General features: G+C 73.2%; 16 protein-coding genes. 3 read left to right on the forward strand and 13 right to left on the reverse strand.

Annotation, left to right across the window (positions count from 1 at the left end):
* Positions 1-16: 16 nt before the first annotated feature.
* Together ISP_RS25385 and ISP_RS25390 are read right to left on the reverse strand one after the other, a co-directional pair.
* Entirely contained in the window at positions 17-472 is a 456-nt protein-coding gene (locus ISP_RS25385) for an Lrp/AsnC family transcriptional regulator (protein ID WP_003092399.1), read from the reverse strand.
* A complete protein-coding gene (locus ISP_RS25390; protein WP_013226703.1) occupies positions 469-1,611 on the reverse strand; it encodes a M24 family metallopeptidase in 1,143 nt (380 codons plus the stop codon). The genes ISP_RS25385 and ISP_RS25390 overlap by 4 nt, the downstream gene beginning before the upstream one ends.
* A gap of 273 nt (positions 1,612-1,884) precedes the next feature.
* On the opposite strand from ISP_RS25390, the gene ISP_RS25395 reads away from it, so the two are divergent.
* Positions 1,885-2,829 (forward strand): 5'-3' exonuclease, encoded by a 945-nt coding sequence (locus tag ISP_RS25395; RefSeq protein ID WP_013226704.1) that lies wholly within the window; start codon positions 1,885-1,887, stop codon positions 2,827-2,829.
* On the opposite strand, the gene ISP_RS25400 is transcribed toward ISP_RS25395, so the two are convergent.
* From ISP_RS25400 to ISP_RS25415, 4 genes are all read right to left on the reverse strand, one after another.
* Positions 2,826-4,043, reverse strand: coding sequence for a GNAT family N-acetyltransferase (locus tag ISP_RS25400; RefSeq protein ID WP_049878254.1), 1,218 nt, complete (start codon positions 4,041-4,043; stop codon positions 2,826-2,828). The genes ISP_RS25395 and ISP_RS25400 overlap by 4 nt on opposite strands.
* Before the next feature lie 54 nt (positions 4,044-4,097).
* A complete protein-coding gene (locus ISP_RS25405) occupies positions 4,098-5,300 on the reverse strand; it encodes a GNAT family N-acetyltransferase (RefSeq protein ID WP_013226706.1) in 1,203 nt (400 codons plus the stop codon).
* A gap of 79 nt (positions 5,301-5,379) precedes the next feature.
* The gene (locus tag ISP_RS25410) at positions 5,380-6,147 is read right to left on the reverse strand and encodes a DUF4333 domain-containing protein (RefSeq protein ID WP_013226707.1); all 768 of its coding nucleotides are present in this window, start codon (positions 6,145-6,147) and stop codon (positions 5,380-5,382) included.
* Positions 6,148-6,306: 159 nt separating this feature from the next.
* Entirely contained in the window at positions 6,307-9,138 is a 2,832-nt protein-coding gene (locus tag ISP_RS25415; RefSeq protein WP_013226708.1) for a DEAD/DEAH box helicase, read from the reverse strand.
* A gap of 188 nt (positions 9,139-9,326) precedes the next feature.
* On the opposite strand from ISP_RS25415, the gene ISP_RS25420 reads away from it, so the two are divergent.
* Positions 9,327-9,902, forward strand: coding sequence for a hypothetical protein (locus ISP_RS25420; protein WP_013226709.1), 576 nt, complete (start codon positions 9,327-9,329; stop codon positions 9,900-9,902).
* Here the strand turns inward: ISP_RS25420 and ISP_RS25425 are convergent.
* The 7 genes from ISP_RS25425 to ISP_RS25455 form a co-directional block, all read right to left on the reverse strand.
* The gene (locus ISP_RS25425) at positions 9,899-10,780 is read right to left on the reverse strand and encodes a diacylglycerol/lipid kinase family protein (protein ID WP_013226710.1); all 882 of its coding nucleotides are present in this window, start codon (positions 10,778-10,780) and stop codon (positions 9,899-9,901) included. The two genes, ISP_RS25420 and ISP_RS25425, sit on opposite strands and share 4 nt — an antisense overlap.
* Positions 10,780-11,751, reverse strand: coding sequence for a twin-arginine translocase subunit TatC (tatC, locus tag ISP_RS25430; protein WP_013226711.1), 972 nt, complete (start codon positions 11,749-11,751; stop codon positions 10,780-10,782). The genes ISP_RS25425 and tatC overlap by 1 nt, the downstream gene beginning before the upstream one ends.
* 87 nt (positions 11,752-11,838) lie before the next feature.
* Complete coding sequence (tatA, locus tag ISP_RS25435) at positions 11,839-12,147, reverse strand: Sec-independent protein translocase subunit TatA (protein WP_013226712.1); 309 nt, start codon at positions 12,145-12,147, stop codon at positions 11,839-11,841.
* Between the two features lie 31 nt (positions 12,148-12,178).
* Positions 12,179-12,391 (reverse strand): bacteriophage holin, encoded by a 213-nt coding sequence (locus ISP_RS25440; RefSeq protein ID WP_013226713.1) that lies wholly within the window; start codon positions 12,389-12,391, stop codon positions 12,179-12,181.
* A 9-nt stretch (positions 12,392-12,400) separates the two neighbouring features.
* Positions 12,401-13,381 (reverse strand): helix-turn-helix transcriptional regulator, encoded by a 981-nt coding sequence (locus ISP_RS25445; RefSeq protein ID WP_013226714.1) that lies wholly within the window; start codon positions 13,379-13,381, stop codon positions 12,401-12,403.
* The gene (locus tag ISP_RS25450) at positions 13,378-14,361 is read right to left on the reverse strand and encodes a helix-turn-helix transcriptional regulator (RefSeq protein ID WP_013226715.1); all 984 of its coding nucleotides are present in this window, start codon (positions 14,359-14,361) and stop codon (positions 13,378-13,380) included. Before ISP_RS25450 ends, ISP_RS25445 begins: the two co-directional genes overlap by 4 nt.
* A gap of 10 nt (positions 14,362-14,371) precedes the next feature.
* Entirely contained in the window at positions 14,372-14,803 is a 432-nt protein-coding gene (locus tag ISP_RS25455; protein WP_013226716.1) for a winged helix-turn-helix transcriptional regulator, read from the reverse strand.
* Positions 14,804-14,911: 108 nt separating this feature from the next.
* Between ISP_RS25455 and ISP_RS25460 the strand changes: the two genes are divergently transcribed.
* Complete coding sequence (locus ISP_RS25460; protein ID WP_013226717.1) at positions 14,912-15,883, forward strand: NADP-dependent oxidoreductase; 972 nt, start codon at positions 14,912-14,914, stop codon at positions 15,881-15,883.
* The last annotated feature ends 24 nt before the right edge of the window (positions 15,884-15,907 follow it).

The following is a 15,907-nucleotide window of genomic DNA, read 5'->3' on the forward strand; positions in this document are numbered from 1 at the left end:
GGACGGAGCGCCGGTGTCAGAACGTCGGCGAACGTCCCTCGAACGGCGTAGAGAGCACCACCGTCGTCCGGGTGGACACCTTAGCCGCCTCCCGGATCCGGCGCAGCAGGTCCTCCAGGGCCAGCGGCGACTGGACGCGCACCAGCAGGATGTAGGACTCGTCGCCGGCCACCGAGTAGCACGACTCGATCTCCTTGATGTGCTGGATCCGCTGCGGGTAGTCGTCCGGCGCCGCCGGGTCGTTGGGCGTCAGCGAGATCAGCGCCGTCAGCGGGAGGCCGATCTGCTCGCCGTCGAGCCGCGCGGTGTAACCGAGGATGACCCCGCGCTGCTCGAGGCGGCGCACCCGCTGGTGCACCGCCGACACCGACAACCCGACGCGCTCGGCGAGGTCGGTGAAGCTGCGCCGCCCGTCGGCCGCGAGTTCCTGGACGATCGACTGGTCCAGCGGCTCCAGGCCGCCGGGCGTCATGCGTCCAGCACGACGAGCTCGTGCGGCTGGTTGTTGACGGACTCGACGCCGTCTTCGGTGACGATGACGATGTCCTCGATCCGGGCGCCCCAGCGGCCCGGCTGGTAGATGCCCGGCTCGACGCTGAAGGCCATGCCCGGCTCCAGCGGCAGCGCGTTGCCGGCGATGATGTACGGCTCCTCGTGCACGTCCAGGCCGATGCCGTGCCCGGTGCGGTGGATGAAGTACTCGCCGAAGCCCGCCTCGGCGATGACGTCCCGCGCGGCGGCATCGACGGCCTCGGCGGTGACGCCCGGCTCGACCGCGGCGACCGCGGCGGCCTGAGCCCGCTGCAGCACCGCGTAGGTCTCGGCCACGTCGGCATCCCGCGGCTCGCCGACGGCGTAGGTGCGGGTGGAGTCGGAGTTGTAGCCGGCCGGCAGCGGGCCGCCGATGTCGACGACCACGACGTCACCCCGCTCGATGACGCGGCCGGAGACGTCGTGGTGCGGGCTGGCGCCGTTCGGGCCGGAGCCGACGATCACGAAGTCGGCCTGGACGTGCCCCTCCTCGACGATGGCCGCGGCGATGTCGGCGCCGACCTCGGCCTCGGTGCGGCCCGGCCGCAGCCACTCGTGGACGCGGGCGTGCACCCGGTCGATCGCCGCGCCGGCTTCGCGCAGCGACGCGATCTCGGTGGTGTCCTTGCGCATCCGCAGTTCCCGCACGACCGGACCGGCCAGGGTCTGCTCGGCCTCCCCGAGCGCGGTCCGCAGCGCGAGCACGTGCAGGGCCGGGGTGAAGTCGCTGACGGCGACCCGGCCGGGCTTGCCGAGCCGGTCGGCGACGAGCTTGTACGGGTCGTCGCCGTCGACCCAGGTGAGCAGCTCGACGCCGAGGTCGTCGGTGGGGACGTCGGCGTACCCGGGCGCCTCCAGCTTCGGCACGACCAGCGCGGGGGTGCCGTCGGCGGGGACGACGAGGGTGGTGAGCCGCTCGAACGAGCCCCCGGCCTGCCCGAGCAGGTACCGCAGGTCGGAGCCGGGCGCGATCAGCAGGGCATCGGTGCCCGCGGCGGCCGCGGCAGCGCGGGCACGGTCCAGCCGCGCCCGCAGGGCGGCGGCATCGGGAGCGGACGTGTGGAGGGATCGGCGCGACATGAGGCCGAGCCTAGTGGGGCGCCACGACCGGCGGACGCGCCCGGGCCCACGACATGCCGGGCCGGGTGACACAGCCGGCACCCGCCGGGAAGCATGGCACCGCGTAGCGTCGGCTCGCCGCTTGCGCGCGGGCGAGCGCGGCACTCCCCTGCGCCGGATCAGTACAGCGCCCGAACCGGCCCGGCGCGCCTCCGTTCGCCGCACACCGGAGAACCCGTGCCGAGCCGCGTGGCTTCCCCCTCGCCCGGGGCCGGGGCATGGCAGGCTGTGCGGGTGACCGGATCCCTTGCCCTGCTCGACTCCGCGAGCCTGTACTTCCGCGCCTTCTTCGCCCTGCCCGACTCGATGCGCGCCGCGGACGGGACGCAGGTCAACGCCGTGCGCGGGTTCGCCGACACGATCGCGCGGATCCTCACCGACCGGCGACCCGCGCGGCTGGTCTGCTGCCTCGACGCCGACTGGCGGCCGAAGTTCCGCACCGACCTGCTGCCCAGCTACAAGGCGCACCGGGTGGCCGAAGAGACCGGCAGCGGCCCGGACGTCGAAGAGGTGCCCGACACGCTCACCCCGCAGGTGCCGATCATCCTCGACCTGCTCGAAGCGTTCGGCTTCGCCACCGCCGAAGCCGCCGGCTACGAGGCCGACGACGTCATCGGCGCGCTGGCGACCCGCGAAAAGACCGACCCGGTCGAGGTGATCACCGGCGACCGGGACCTCTTCCAGCTGGTGCGCAGCGAACCCTCGCCCGCGTCGGTCATCTACGTCGGCAAGGGCTGGGCCAAGGCCGAAGTGCTCGGGCCGGCCGAGATCGCCGAGCGCTACAGCCTGCCCCGCGAGACCGCCGGGCCGGCGTACGCGGACATGTCGGTGATGCGCGGCGACCCCTCCGACGGCCTGCCGGGTGTCGCGGGCATCGGCGAGAAGACCGCGGCGAAGCTGATCACGCAGTTCGGCTCGCTCGACGCCCTCCTCGCCGCCGCCGCGGCCGGCGACTCCGCGCTCCCGCTCAAGACCCGGCTGCGGCTGAAGGACGCGGCGGACTACCTCGCCGTCGCCCCGACCGTCGTCCGCGTGGCGGTCGACGCGCCGGTGGAGCAGTCCCGCCCCGACACCGTGCCCGCGACGCCGGCCGACCCGGAGCGGGTCGCCGAGCTGGCCGAGCGGTGGAACCTCGGCAACTCCGTCGAACGGCTGCTCAAGGCCCTGCCCGGCGCCTAGAAGGCCGTGCCGCACCACGGCGCGGCGGTCGTGGTGAACAGCTCGTCGGCCCGCCCGAGCGCCGCCGCGTCGCGGACGTCGATGCGGCCCACCTCCGCCAGCGTCGTCGCGGCCCACTGCCCCAGGTAGAGCATGCCGAGCGTGTCGACGTCGAGGGCCAGCTCCGCGGCCGCGTCGGTGCGCCGGGCGCCGTCCGGGCCGACCTCGTAGTGCCCGGTGTTGGCCGGCAGCAGCCGGTCGGTCACCGCGAGCACCACCGGGCCGGCCGCGCGGTAGGTGCGGGCGGCGAGCGCGGCCGCGACGTCGACCGGCCGCAGCCACAGGTCGTCCTCGACGGCGACGGTCGCCGCGTGCCGGTGGTCGGTCAGCATCACGGCCAGCGGCTCGTCGACCGGCCGGTGCCGCGCGCGCACCTCGGAGACCAGGTCCACCGACAGCAGGAACCGCCAGAGCGCGGCCCGCGCGGCCGGGCCGGCGGCGTGCAGGTCGTGGACGTCCAGCACGGCACCGCGGTCCGGTGCGTCCACGGACCGGCTGCCGATCGTGGCGTACACGACGAACCCGTCGTCGCCGTCCGGTCCACTGTGGACCGCGACCTGGTGGCCGTCGTCCGCGTTCACGTGCCGGTCGTGCGCCATCGGCCACCACCGCTCCGGACGCCCGATCATGCCCGGCCGGTGCAGCCCGATCCGCCGGTACAGCCCGGGAATCTCCTTCACCGCCTCCTCGGGCGTCAGCAGCCGGACCTCACCACCGGTCGCGACGCGCTCGTGGAGCCGGGCCGCCGGCCGCGTCACCCGCAGGATCTTGCCGAGCGCGGCCGAGCCGTAGCCGAACCGCCCGTAGATGGTGGGTTCGCTGGCGTGCAGGACCGCCAAGGGCAGTCCGCGCGCCACGAAATCGGCCAGCTGGGCGGCCATCATCGCGCTGAGCACCCCGCGGCGGGTCCGGTCGGCGCGGACGCCGACGCCCTCCACCGCGGCGACCGGCAGCGTCCGCCCACCCGAAACGGCGATCTCGGTGTCGTAGGCGCTGACGATCCCGATGGGGCTCCCGGCCTCGAACGCACCGAACTTGTGCGCGGCAGGCCAGGACACCCCGACCCGGGCCCAGAAGCCGTCGGTGGCGCGCGGCCGGTGCAGCGCGCGGCGCAGCAGGTCGAACGTGCTGCGCCGCTCCTCTTCGGTGATCGGGCGGACGTCGAAGGCGGTCATCCTCCCGATCTTGCCGCGGGACATCCGGCCCGGCACGCGGTTTTCCGCGGCGGCTCAGAAGTGGCTGCCGCTCCAGGCCGCCACGCGGGTGCCGAAGAGCAGGTCCGCGGCCTCGGGAGCGGCCGGGTCGCGAACCTCGATCCGGCCGGCCGCCGCCAGCGCCGAAGGCCGCCAGGTACCGAGGTAGACCATGGCCAGGGTGGTGACGTCCAGGCGCAGCCCGGCCGGCCGGTCCGTGCGCCCGGCACCGTCCGGGCCGACGAGGTAGGCACCGCTGTTGCCGGGCAGCAGCGGGTCGGCGACCTCGACGACCACCGGGTCGGCGTGCCCGTAGGTCCGGCCGGCCAAGGCCGCCGGGACGTCGACGAGCCGGATCCAGTGCTCGTCCCCGATCCGGTCGACGTTCCCGCTCCGGTGGTCGGCCAGCAGCAGCTCGATCGGATCGTCCAGCGGCCGCGAATCCGCGACGACCCGATCGACCAGGTCGATGCCGAGCAGGAACCGCCACAGCCCCGCGAACGCGGTCGCGGAACCGGCGAACAGGTCCGCCACCTCCAGGGTCTTGGTCCACGGGTGGACGAGCGCGCCCCCGACGGAGTAGGTCGCGAACCCGTCCGGCCCACCGGGCCCGTGGTGCACGACCGCCTTCACCGGCGAAGCGTGCCGCCGCAGCTGCATCTCGTAGAGCCGCCACAGCACCTCCGGCCGGGACATCATCCCCGGCCGGTGCTCGAGACCGTCGTACACACCGGGGCAGACTTCCAGCGCCCGGTCGAGGTCCAGCAGCTCCAGCTCCCCGCCCACCGGCGCGTCCGGCCGCAGCCGCCCCCGGCGCCGGTCGACGCTGTAGGTGCGGTACCGCGTGGCCAAGCCGTAGCCGAACCGGCTGTAGATCCCGGCTTCGGAGGCGAGCAGGTTCGCGAACACCACTCCGCGCGCGGCGAAGTCCGCCAGCTGCGTCGTCATCAGCGCCCGCAGCACCCCACGACGAGTGCGATCGGCGCGCACCCCCACCGAGGTGACCCCCACCATCGGCAGCCGCGTCCCGCCGGGCACCGTCAGCTCCGCGTCGAAGAACCGCGCCGTCCCGATCAGCTCCGGATCGAACGCCCCGATGGCACCCCCGGGCTGGTAGTACCGCGCCGCGTACACCCATTCGGCGTCGTCGGACGGCGGGAAGTGCACGGTCTCCCGGAACAGGTTGCTCGCCGCCCGGTGCTCCCCGGTGCCCAGCGTCCGGATCTCGAAGTCGCTCATGCCCGGATCATCTCCGGAAACGCCGAAGCCCGGCCACCGGAAGACACCGGCAGCCGGACCTCGGAGTCGCTGGGGGTCGCTACTTGGCGACGGGCGGGGAAACCTCGTAGTTGCCGCCGTTGCCCTTCACCGTGATCGGCACCTGCTGCGGCTTCCCGGCGATCGTGGCGGTGCAGGTGAACTTCGCCCCGTCCTCCACCTTCTGCTCGGCGGGGCAGGTGACGCCGGTGACGCCGTCGATCTTGTACGTCTCGGTCAGCAGCTTCTGCACGTCGGTCTGCATCTGCGTGTTGTTGAAGACCTGCGTCTTCAGGAACCCGGGCGCGACGAACCCGAGGACCAGGAACACGGCGACGACCACGATCACCGCGACCACGCCGATCAGCAGGCCCTTCTTCGACTTCGCCGGCTTCTCGCCCTCCGGGGCGGCCGCGCCGGGGAACTGCTGGCCGTAGTCGTACTGGCCGCCCGGCTGCTGCCCGTACTGCGGCTGCGCCTGTGGCCCGCTCGGCGGGTACGCCCCACCGGACGGCTGCCCGTACTGCGGCTGCGCCTGCGGCCCGCTCTGCGGGTACCCACCCCCGGGCTGCTGACCGTAGGGCGGCGGCTGCTGCCCCCACTGCGGCTGCTGCGGCGGGGTGTACCCGCCCGGCTGCTGCCCCCACTGCTGCGGTTGCTGGGGCTGCTGCGGCTGGCCCCATTGCTGCTGCTGGTTCGGGTCGTAAGAAGGCTGCTGCGACTGCCCCCACTGCGGCTGCTCCTGCGAGCCGCTCGGCGGGTACGCGCCGCCCGGCTGCTGCCCGTACTGGGGCTGCTGTGGGTCGTTGCCGCCATACGGCGTGCTCATCGTCTGCCTCCGCCTGCTTCGCTCATCTCGCTGTCCACCCCGATACACCGGCAAGCCGCGCACACACGGTGTCGCACGCGATCCAACCACAGGTCGGAGCCGAGCACACGTGTCGACGCTCACCGCCCGCGCAGCCACCGAACAGGCCTAACACCGAGTTCACGCCGCGCCCGCGGCCACGACTCCGCGACGGAGTGCCTTCACCGCTTCCGCCGCCGCCGCACCCACCGGATCCGCCTTGCCGAGCACGTCCCGGATCTGGTCGAGCAGGTCGATCACCTGACGCGACCAGCGCACGAAGTCACCAGCCGACAGCTCCTGGCCGTTGGCCTCGGCCGCGGTGAGGACCTTCTCCAAGGATTCACCACGAGCCCACCGATAAACCGGCCACGCGAACCCCGCGTCGGGCTCCCGGGTCCGGTCGAGCCGGTGCCGCCGCTCGTCCTCGGTCAGCTCCACCCACAGCCGCGCGGTCTCCTGCCACGCCTCGGGCACCGCCCCGCCCGGCAGCCGCGGCTCACCGGCGGTGTCCCGGCGCGCCTCGAACACCAGCGTCGACACGACCGCGGCCAGCTCGGCCGGGTTCAGCTTCCGCCACACGCCGTGCCGGATGCACTCCGCCGCCAGCAGGTCCGACTCGCTGTAGAGCCGCGTCAGCCGCCGGCCGTGCTCGGTGACGCGATCCTCGCCGTCCCCGGCCGACTCCGGCCCCAATCCATCCATGCCCCCGCCAGCACCCTCAACGGAGGCGCTCCGCGCCGCTGCCAGGTACCCGCGCTCACCCAGCAGAGCCAGGATCCGGTCGAACGCCCGCGCCAGCGAGTGCGTCGTCGCCGCGACCTTCCGCTCCAGCTGCTTCGTTTCCTCGGCCAGTCGCTGATAACGCTCCACCCAGCGCAGGTTCGCCTCGCGCTCGGCCAGCCCGTGGCACGGATGCGCCCGCAGCGCCCGCTGCAACACGGCCAGCTCGCCGTCCTCGTTCGCCCCCGACCGCCGCTTCTGCCGGCCCGGCAGCGAAATCCCGGCGTTGCGCAGCGTCGATGCGATGTCCCGGCGCGTCCGCGGCGACCGCAGCTCGATGTGCTTGGGCAGCTTGATCCGCCCCAGCGCCTCCACCGGCGCCGGGAAGTCCGCCACCGACAACGGCCCCGACCACCGGTCCTCGGTCACCACCACCGGACGCGGCTCCCGGATCGGGTCCAGCCCCGGATCGACCACCACCGCCAGCCCCGCCCGCCGCCCGGCCGGCACCGCGATGACGTCACCCTTGCGCAGCTTCTCCAGCGACTCCGCGGTCCCCGCCCGCCGCACGGCCGTGTTCTGCCGCGACAACGCCTTCTCCCGCGCCGAAATCTTCGCGCGCAGCTCGACGTACTCGAGCATCTCGTCGAAGTCGCCGGTCACCGCGGCCGTGTAGCCCTTCAGCGCTTCCTTGTTCCGCTCGATCCGGCGCGCGGTGCCCACCACCGACCGGTCGGCCTGGAACTGCGCGAACGACTGCTCCAGCAGCTCGCGCGCCTCGGCCGCCCCGACCTGCGCCACCAGGTTGACCGCCATGTTGTACCCCGGCCGGAACGACGACCGCAGCGGATAGGTCCGGGTCGAGGCCAGCCCCGCGACCTGCTTCGGATCCACGCCCGGCTGCCACGCGACGACGGCGTGCCCCTCCACGTCGATGCCCCGCCGCCCGGCCCGGCCGGTGAGCTGGGTGTACTCCCCCGGCGTCAGATCGACGTGCGCCTCGCCGTTGTACTTCACCAGCCGCTCGAGCACGACCGTCCGGGCGGGCATGTTGATCCCCAGCGCCAAGGTCTCGGTGGCGAACACGACCTTCACCAGCCCGCGGACGAACAGTTCCTCGACGGTCTCCTTGAACGCCGGCAGCAACCCGGCGTGGTGCCCGGCGATCCCGCGCTCCAGCGCCTCCCGCCACTCCCAGTACCCCAGCACGCCCAGATCACCCTCGGGCAGATCCGCCGTGCGCTCCTCGATGACCCGGCGGATCTCCTCGACCTCACCCGGCCCGTTCAGCCGCAACCCCGACCGGACGCACTGCGCCACCGCGGCGTCACAACCGGCGCGGGAGAAGATGAACACGATCGCCGGCAGCAACCCGGCCCGGTCCAGCTGCTCGACGACGTCGACCCGTGACGGCGGCCGGAACCGCGGCATCCGCGGCGGCGCACCCCGCCGGCCCCGCGGCCCGCGGAACCCCGCCGGCGCGTACTGGCGGCCGATCTCTTCCGTCCGGCGCAGCAGGGTCGGGTTGATCCGCAGCTCGGCGCCCGGCGCGTGCACGTCGTCCCCGGCGAACAGGTCCAGCAGCCGGTTCCCCACCAGCATGTGCTGCCACAGCGGCACCGGCCGGTGCTCGTCCACGACGACCGTCGTGTCGCCCCGGACCTCCACCAGCCACTCGCCGAACTCCTCGGCGTTGCTGACCGTCGCCGACAGCCCCACCACGCGGACGTGCTCGGGCAGGTGCAGGATCACCTCTTCCCACACCGCGCCCCGGAACCGGTCGGCGAGGTAGTGGACCTCGTCCATCACGACGTACCCGAGGTCGATGATCGTGGACGAGCCCGCGTAGAGCATGTTGCGCAGCACCTCGGTGGTCATCACGACCACCTGCGCGTTGCCGTTGATCGAGGTGTCCCCGGTCAGCAGCCCGACGGCGTCGGCGCCGTGGCGGGCCACGAGGTCGGCGTACTTCTGGTTCGACAACGCCTTGATCGGCGTCGTGTAGAAGCATTTGCGGCCCTCGGCGAGCGCCAGATGCACGGCGAACTCGCCGACCACGGTCTTGCCCGCCCCGGTGGGCGCGCAGACCAGCACGCCGTGGCCGTCTTCCAGGGCCTCGCACCCGCGGATCTGGAACGGGTCGAACTCGAAGGACGCCTCCGCGGCGAAGCGCGTCAGCTGGGGGTACTTCCCGCGGCGTGCGGAGGCCGCATAGGCCTCGGCCGGGGACGAAGAAGGGCTATCGGCCACGTCGTCAGGGTTTCACATCACCCCGCCGGTCCGCACGCCGCGTGACCGACGGCGTGGCGCTCCTCGTCAGTGCGGCTTTTCTGTTCTGCTGGTGAAATTGTCGATCAAGAAAACCGGCCCGCGGTATAGGGCGTTATACACTGCGATATCCGGGGAACCGGGCGCCGTCCGGCGGCGTCGGAGCGGGCATGACCGAACCGTGTCCGAGCTGTGGCCTGCTGGACCGGGTGCAGCACGTGCCCGCGGCCTACCACGGCGGCCACTCGTTCTACCGCGGTCAGGGCCCGTCGGTCGCGGTGCCGGCCGGTGATGCCGTGATCGTGACGAAAAGCCAGGTCAGCGGCGTGTCGGTGACGGCGGTGGCCCGGGCGCTGGACCCCTTCCCTCCCCCGCGCCGCGGCGGCGGCCTGCTGGCGGCGGCGATCGTGCTGGCCATGGTGGGCAGTTGTTTCCTGGTGCTGCCGTTCTCGGCGTCCGACGATCCGCCGCCCGGCGGCGCGGCGGCGAAGGCGCTGGGTGTCGCGCTGTTCTCGCTGCCTTCGGTGTGCGTGTACGTCGCGGCCGGCGTGCTGGTGTGGCTGTACGTGCGGCGGGTGCGGGCGCACCGGCGGCAGCGGCGCGGGGTCCCGGCGGCGCGGCAGGTGTGGGAGCAGGGCTGGTTCTGCCACCGCTGCGGCGGCGTCTACTTCGCCGAGGCGGGACGGCTGCTGACCCCGGCCCACTTCCGGCAGCTGGTGGCGCGGGCGGGCGGCTACGACCGTTAGGCCAGCACCGTGAGCGCGCCCGGCACGCAGCTGGCCGTCACCGGGACCGTGCCCTGCGGTTCCCCGTCGGCGTAGGCGGGCCAGGTGTTGCCGGCCAGGGTCACCGAGCGGGCGCGCAGCGTGCGAACGGCCGGGTGGGTCAGGTGCTTGCCCGTGCGCAGGCCCGGGAGCAGGCGGATCAGGCCGCGGCGGGTGGCGTGGCCGATGATCGTGACGTCGAAGACGCCGTCCTCGGGGTCGGCCGTCGGGCAGATCGGGACGCCGCCGCCGTAGAAGCGGGTGTTGCCGATCGCCACGAGCGTCGCGTCGAGTTCGAGGCGGCCGGTGCCGGTGTCGACGACCACCGGGCGGGAGCGGAACCCCGCCAGTTCGGCCAGGATCGCCACGTCGTAGCGGCGCGGCCCGGACGGCCAGCGCATCCGGTTGGCGCGTTCGTTGACACTCGCGTCGAACCCGGCACACAGCACCGTCGCGAACCACGTGTCGCCGACGCGGCCGAGGTCGATCCGCCGGCGGGCGCCCGAGCGCAGGGCCGCGACCAGGGCGTCGACCGCCGGGAGCGGCTCGCCGGGGAGGCCGAGGGCGCGGGCGAAGTCGTTGCCGGTGCCCGCCGGGACCAGGCCGAGCGCGACGTCGTGGTTGGCGCAGAACTGGACGCCCTGGTGGGCGGCGCCGTCCCCGCCGAGCACGACCAGGACGTCGAGCCCGGCGGCGTGGGACGACTGCATCAGCGCGCGGGACTCCTCGACGGAGTGGGCGACGAGGACGTCGAGCCGGTCCACGGCGGTGCGCAGCCGCTCGGCGACGGTGTCGGCGACCCGGGCGGCCGCGCCGTGCCCCGACGCCGGGTGCACGGCGAGCGCGGCGTGGATCCCCACTAGGTGACGTCGTCGGTGCTCGAGCGGCCGCCGGACGCGGTCGGGGTGGACGGCTCGTCGTCGACGGTGCTCGGCGTGTAGTCGAACGGCGCGGCTTCGTCGTCGGCGAGCTGGTCCCAGCCTTCGTCGCCGCGGGCCTTTTCGAGCTTGCGGTCGTGGAAGCGGGCCATCTGGACGGCGATCTCGAACAGCACGGTGAGCGCGCCGGCGAGGCCGAGCATGGAGAACGGGTCCGAGCCGGGGGTGGCGAAGGCCGCGAAGACGAACAACGCGAACACGATGCCGCGGCGCCACTTCTTCAGCTGCACGTACTTGACGACGCCGACGCGGTTGAGCATCACCACCAGCAGCGGCAGCTCGAAGCTGATCCCGAAGATGATCAGCAGCGACAGCAGGAACGAGATGTACTTGTCCGCGGTGAGCGCGGTGACGAACGCGTCCTGCCCGAAGCCCATGAGCAGCTGCAGGGCGTGCGGGAAGAGGATGTAGGCGAGCACGGCGCCCGTGGCGAACAGCACCGACGCGAACCCGACGAACGTCAGCGCGTACTTGCGTTCCTTGCTGTACAGGCCGGGCGCGATGAACGCCCAGAGCTGGTACAGCCAGGCCGGCGAGAGGAGCACCGCCCCGGCCGCGAGGCCGACCTTCAGCTGCGTCATGAAGGCCTCGAACGGCACGGTCTGCAGCAGCCGGCACCCCTCCGCGCTGTCGAGCCGGCGCTGCGGCGGGATGGCGCAGTACGGGTCCTTGACGAGGTCGCCCAGTGACGGGATCGGGCCGAGCTTGGTGCCGAACCAGATGAACCCGAAGATGCCGCCGATGACGACGGCGAGCAGCGCGAAGCCGAGACGGCGGCGGAACTCGTAGATGTGCTCGATGAGCGTCATCGTGCCGTCGGGGTTGGTGCGACGGCTGCGCTTGCGCCGCTTGGAGCTGCGGCTGTCACCGTTTCCGGAGGCGGATTCCGCCACGGGTTGTTCCGTTCTCGTCGGAGTCCGCCGGAGCGCGCCGGGTGCGGCGCGCTCCGTGGACCGGGGACCGGGTGTGGCCGGAGCCGCTCAGCTGACGTTCTTCTGCGGCTGCTCGGCCGCCTGCTGCTTCTTCAGCTCGTCGAGCTGACGCTGCAGGTCGGCGACCTGCTGGTCGGTCGAAGCGGGCGCGGCGGGCGTGGCCGGGATCTGCTTCGTCTCGACGGGCTCGGCGTCTTCGTGCGCCTTGTCGCCGGTGAGGTCCTTGGTCTCGGCCTTGAAGATCTTCATGGACTTGCCGATGGACCGGGCCGCGTCGGGAAGCCTCTTGGCCCCGAACAGCAGCACGACGACGAGCACCAAGATGATCAAATGCCACGGCTGCAATCCGTTCAGCATGGTGGCCTCCTATCTGCGTCTGGTAGGGATGTTACTGGTTTTCCGCTTTGCGGTGGCGCTGCGCGAACGCGACGCGCAACGCCGCCGACCGGGCGCGCACGAGCCCCGCCCGGTCCTGGGTGTTCGTAGCCACCATGCTTGTGGTTTGCCGGAAGGCACGCAAGACCTTGACGGTCCGCACCAGCAGGACCACGAGGCCGGCGAGGCCGAGCACGATGAGCACGGCGGTGGGCAGGTACGGCACGCCGTCAGCCTAGTGGCCGCAGGTTGACGGTAGGTGACGGGCTCGGGCCACGGCGTCGGCGGCCCGGCGGCCGACGTCGGAAGCGAGGTCGGCCGGGCTCTCCACCAGCGCTTCTCCGCCCAATCCCAGCACCAGGCGCACCATCCACGACTGGTCGGCGTAGCGCATCCGGATCCGCAGCCGGCCGCCGTCGAGCTCGTCGAGCTCCTCGCACGGGTAGTACTCGGCTACCCAGCGTGCGTCCGGGTCGAGGACCAGGACGGCCTCCCGCTGGTCGGGACGCTCGCGAAAGACACCCTCGGAGATGTCGGTGGGGTGGGCATGCGCGGGCGGCCGGGCCGGCTCGTCGAGGACCGTCAGCTCGTCGATCCGGTCGAGCCGGAACAACCGGACGTCCTCGGCGCGGCGGCACCAGGCCTCGAGGTAGCCCACCGCCTGGACGATCAGCAGCCGCATCGGGTCGACCGTGCGCTCGGTGATCTGGTCCTTCGAGGCGGTGTAGTAGCGGATCCGCAGCGCGCGCCCGTCGCGCAGCGCGCGGGCGACCTCCTCGCGGGTCCGCGCGGTCTTCTCGCCCTCGCGCACTCCCCCGCCGACGACCACGCCGGCCGGCTGGGCCTGCCCGGCGGCGGCTTCGATCTTGGCGATGGAGCGGCGGACGGCGTCGCCGTCGACCACGCCCGGGGTCTCCGCCAGCGCGCGCAGCGCCACCAGCAGCGCGGTCGCTTCGCCGCCGGTCAGGCGCAGCGGGCGGCTCATCCCCGCGTCGTGCGTGACGATGATCGTGTCACCCTCGAAGGACAGGTCGATCAGGTCGCCGGGGCCGTAGCCGGGCAGCCCGCACATCCACAGCAGCTCGAGGTCCTTGCGCAGCTGCTTCGGCGAGACGTCGAAGTCCTGCGCCGCGTCGTCGATGCGGACACCCGGGCGCGCCAGCAGGTACGGCACGAGGGCGAGCAGTCTCGGCATCCGGTCGGTGGACCCGCTCACCGCGCGCTCACCTGCCGGGCGACGACGGCTTCCAGCCGGTCCTGGACGCTCTTGGCCAGCACGTCGGGTTCGAACACGACGACGTCGGGGCCCTGCGCGCTGATCCAGTCGGCGGCCGATTCCGGGTAGAGCAGGCCGATCTCCACGAGGTCACCCTCTTCGCCGTCGACGCTGGCGCGGCCGACCACGGTGCCGCGGCGGCGGACGCCGGCCGCGCGGCCGTCGGCGACCCAGACCCGGGCGGTGGTGACCGGGGCCGGTTCGCTTTCGCCGGTGGCCGTGACCAGCTTGAGCAGGTTGACGCCCTCGGGGCGCCGGACCTCGCCGGGCTTGCCGACCGGGCGGACCTGCCCGGTGACGCGGGAGAGCCGGAAGCAGCGGGTGGCGCCGCGGTCGCGGTCGTGCCCGACGACGTACCAGCGGGCCCGCCACGACACCACGCCCCAGGGTTCCAGCGTGCGCATGATCCGCTCCGGGGAACCGCTGCGGCGGTACTCGAAGCGGACGGCCTGGCCGTTCTGGACCGCGGCCAGCAGCGGCCCGAACGCCGGTTCGGCGCGCACGCGCGGCTCGACCACGGTGGGCGCCTGGTCGTCGACCTCCAGGCCGGCGGCGCGCAGCTTCACGAGCGCCCCCTGCGCCTGGCCGGTCAGCTCCGGGGAATCCCACAGCCGGGACGCCAGCGCGACCGCGGCGGCTTCGTCGGGGGCGAGGTCGATCTCGCCGAGTTCGTAGTCGCGGCGGGCGATGCGGTAGCCCTCGATCGCGTCGAACGCGGAGTTGCGGCCGGTCTCCAGCGGGATGCCGAGCTCGCGCAGCTCGGTCTTGTCCCGTTCGAACATCCGGAAGTAGGCCTCGTCGCTGGCCGCGTCGCCGTAGCCGGGCACGATGCCGCGGATCTTCTCGGCCGTGAGGTACTGCCGGGTGGACAACAGGGCCAGCACCAGATTGACCAGCCGTTCGGCGCGTGCGGTGGACACCCGGTAGAGCCTAGCCCGCGCCGCCCGGCCCGATCGTGAGGTCCGGGGTGCGCGCGTCGTAATCGGTACGGGCAGCGTCGACGGCTTCGAAGTTGGTCTCGGCCCACGCCTTGAACCCGGCCATCAGCGCACGCAGCGATTCCCCCAGCGGCGTAAGGGAATAGTCGACGCGGACGGGCACCGCCGGGGTCACTTCGCGGCGGACGAGACCGTCCCGTTCGAGCACCCGCAGCGTCTGGGTGAGCATCTTCTGGCTGACCCCGGCGATGCGCCGCGAAAGGTCGCTGTAGCGCTGCGGGCCGTCACCGAGCGCGACCAGGATCAGGCTGACCCACTTGCCGGCGATCTCGTCCAGCAGCTTCCGGGTGGGGCACGCCGCCAGGTAGGCGTCGTAGGCGGCCTTCTCGGCTTGGCGTCGCTGTTCCGCCGTGCGCGTGGGCACCGGGCGAACCTCCTGGTGAGCAGGGAACCTGCGGGTGCGTACTTCCCATCGGAGAGTAGCTCCCCATACGTTCGTGAGGGAAGGGTTCCCGGACGAGAGGAGCAGGCGATGCGTGCGGTGGTGGTCCGGCGGTTCGGTGGGCCGGAGGTGCTGGAGTTCGCCGAGGTGCCCGTGCCCGAGCCGGGTCCGGGGCAGGTGCGGATCCGGGTGGCGGCGGCCGCGGTGAACCCGGTGGACCTGGCGACCCGCAGCGGGGTGCTGAGTGCGGCGGGGGTGATCCCGGCGCGGGAGGTGCTCGGGCTGGGCTGGGACGTCGCGGGGGAGATCGATGCGGTCGGTCTCGGCCGCCAGGCGACGTCGGAGAACCCCCGCTCCCGGCCCGGCGAGCGAGCCCCGTTCCGGGCGGGCGATGCGGTGATCGGCCTCCGCGACCGGATCGCCACGCCGCTCGGCGCCTACGCCGGCTACCTCCTCCTGGACTCCTCCGCCGTGGCGCCCGCTCCCGCCGGCGCCTCCCCCGCCGAAGCGGCCACCCTGCCCCTCAACGCACTGACCGCCGCCCAAGCCCTGGACCTCGTCGAGACCACCGGGACCGTCCTGGTCACCGGCGCAGCGGGCGCGGTCGGCGGGTACGCCGTCGCGCTGGCGCACGCGCGGAAGCTCCGGGTCGTCGCCGTGGCGTCGGAAACCGACGAACCGCAGGTCCGGGCGCTCGGCGCGGACGAATTCGTACCGCGCGGGCCGTCGCTGGGCGACCGGGTCCGCGCGCTGGTCCCGGGCGGGGTGGACGCCGCCCTCGACACCGCGCTCCTCGGCCTCGATGCCCTCGACGCCGTCCGGGGCGGCGGCGAGTTCGTCGCGTTCGCGGCGGGAGCGGCACCCCTGCCGTTGCGCGGGGTCCGGGTCCGCAGCGTGTGGATCCGCGCGGACGGCGAGCGGCTGGCCGAGCTGGCCCGGCTGGCGGAGAACGGGACCCTCCCCCTGCGGGTGGCCGGGGTACTGCCTCTGACGGAGGCGGCGGTGGCCCACGAACGGATGGCCGTGGGCGGTCTGCGGGGGCGGCTCGTGCTGGTGCCGTGAGAACCGAGCCGCCATAACCTGGCG

Source organism: Amycolatopsis mediterranei (assembly GCF_026017845.1).
GTDB classification, from domain to species: domain Bacteria; phylum Actinomycetota; class Actinomycetes; order Mycobacteriales; family Pseudonocardiaceae; genus Amycolatopsis; species Amycolatopsis mediterranei.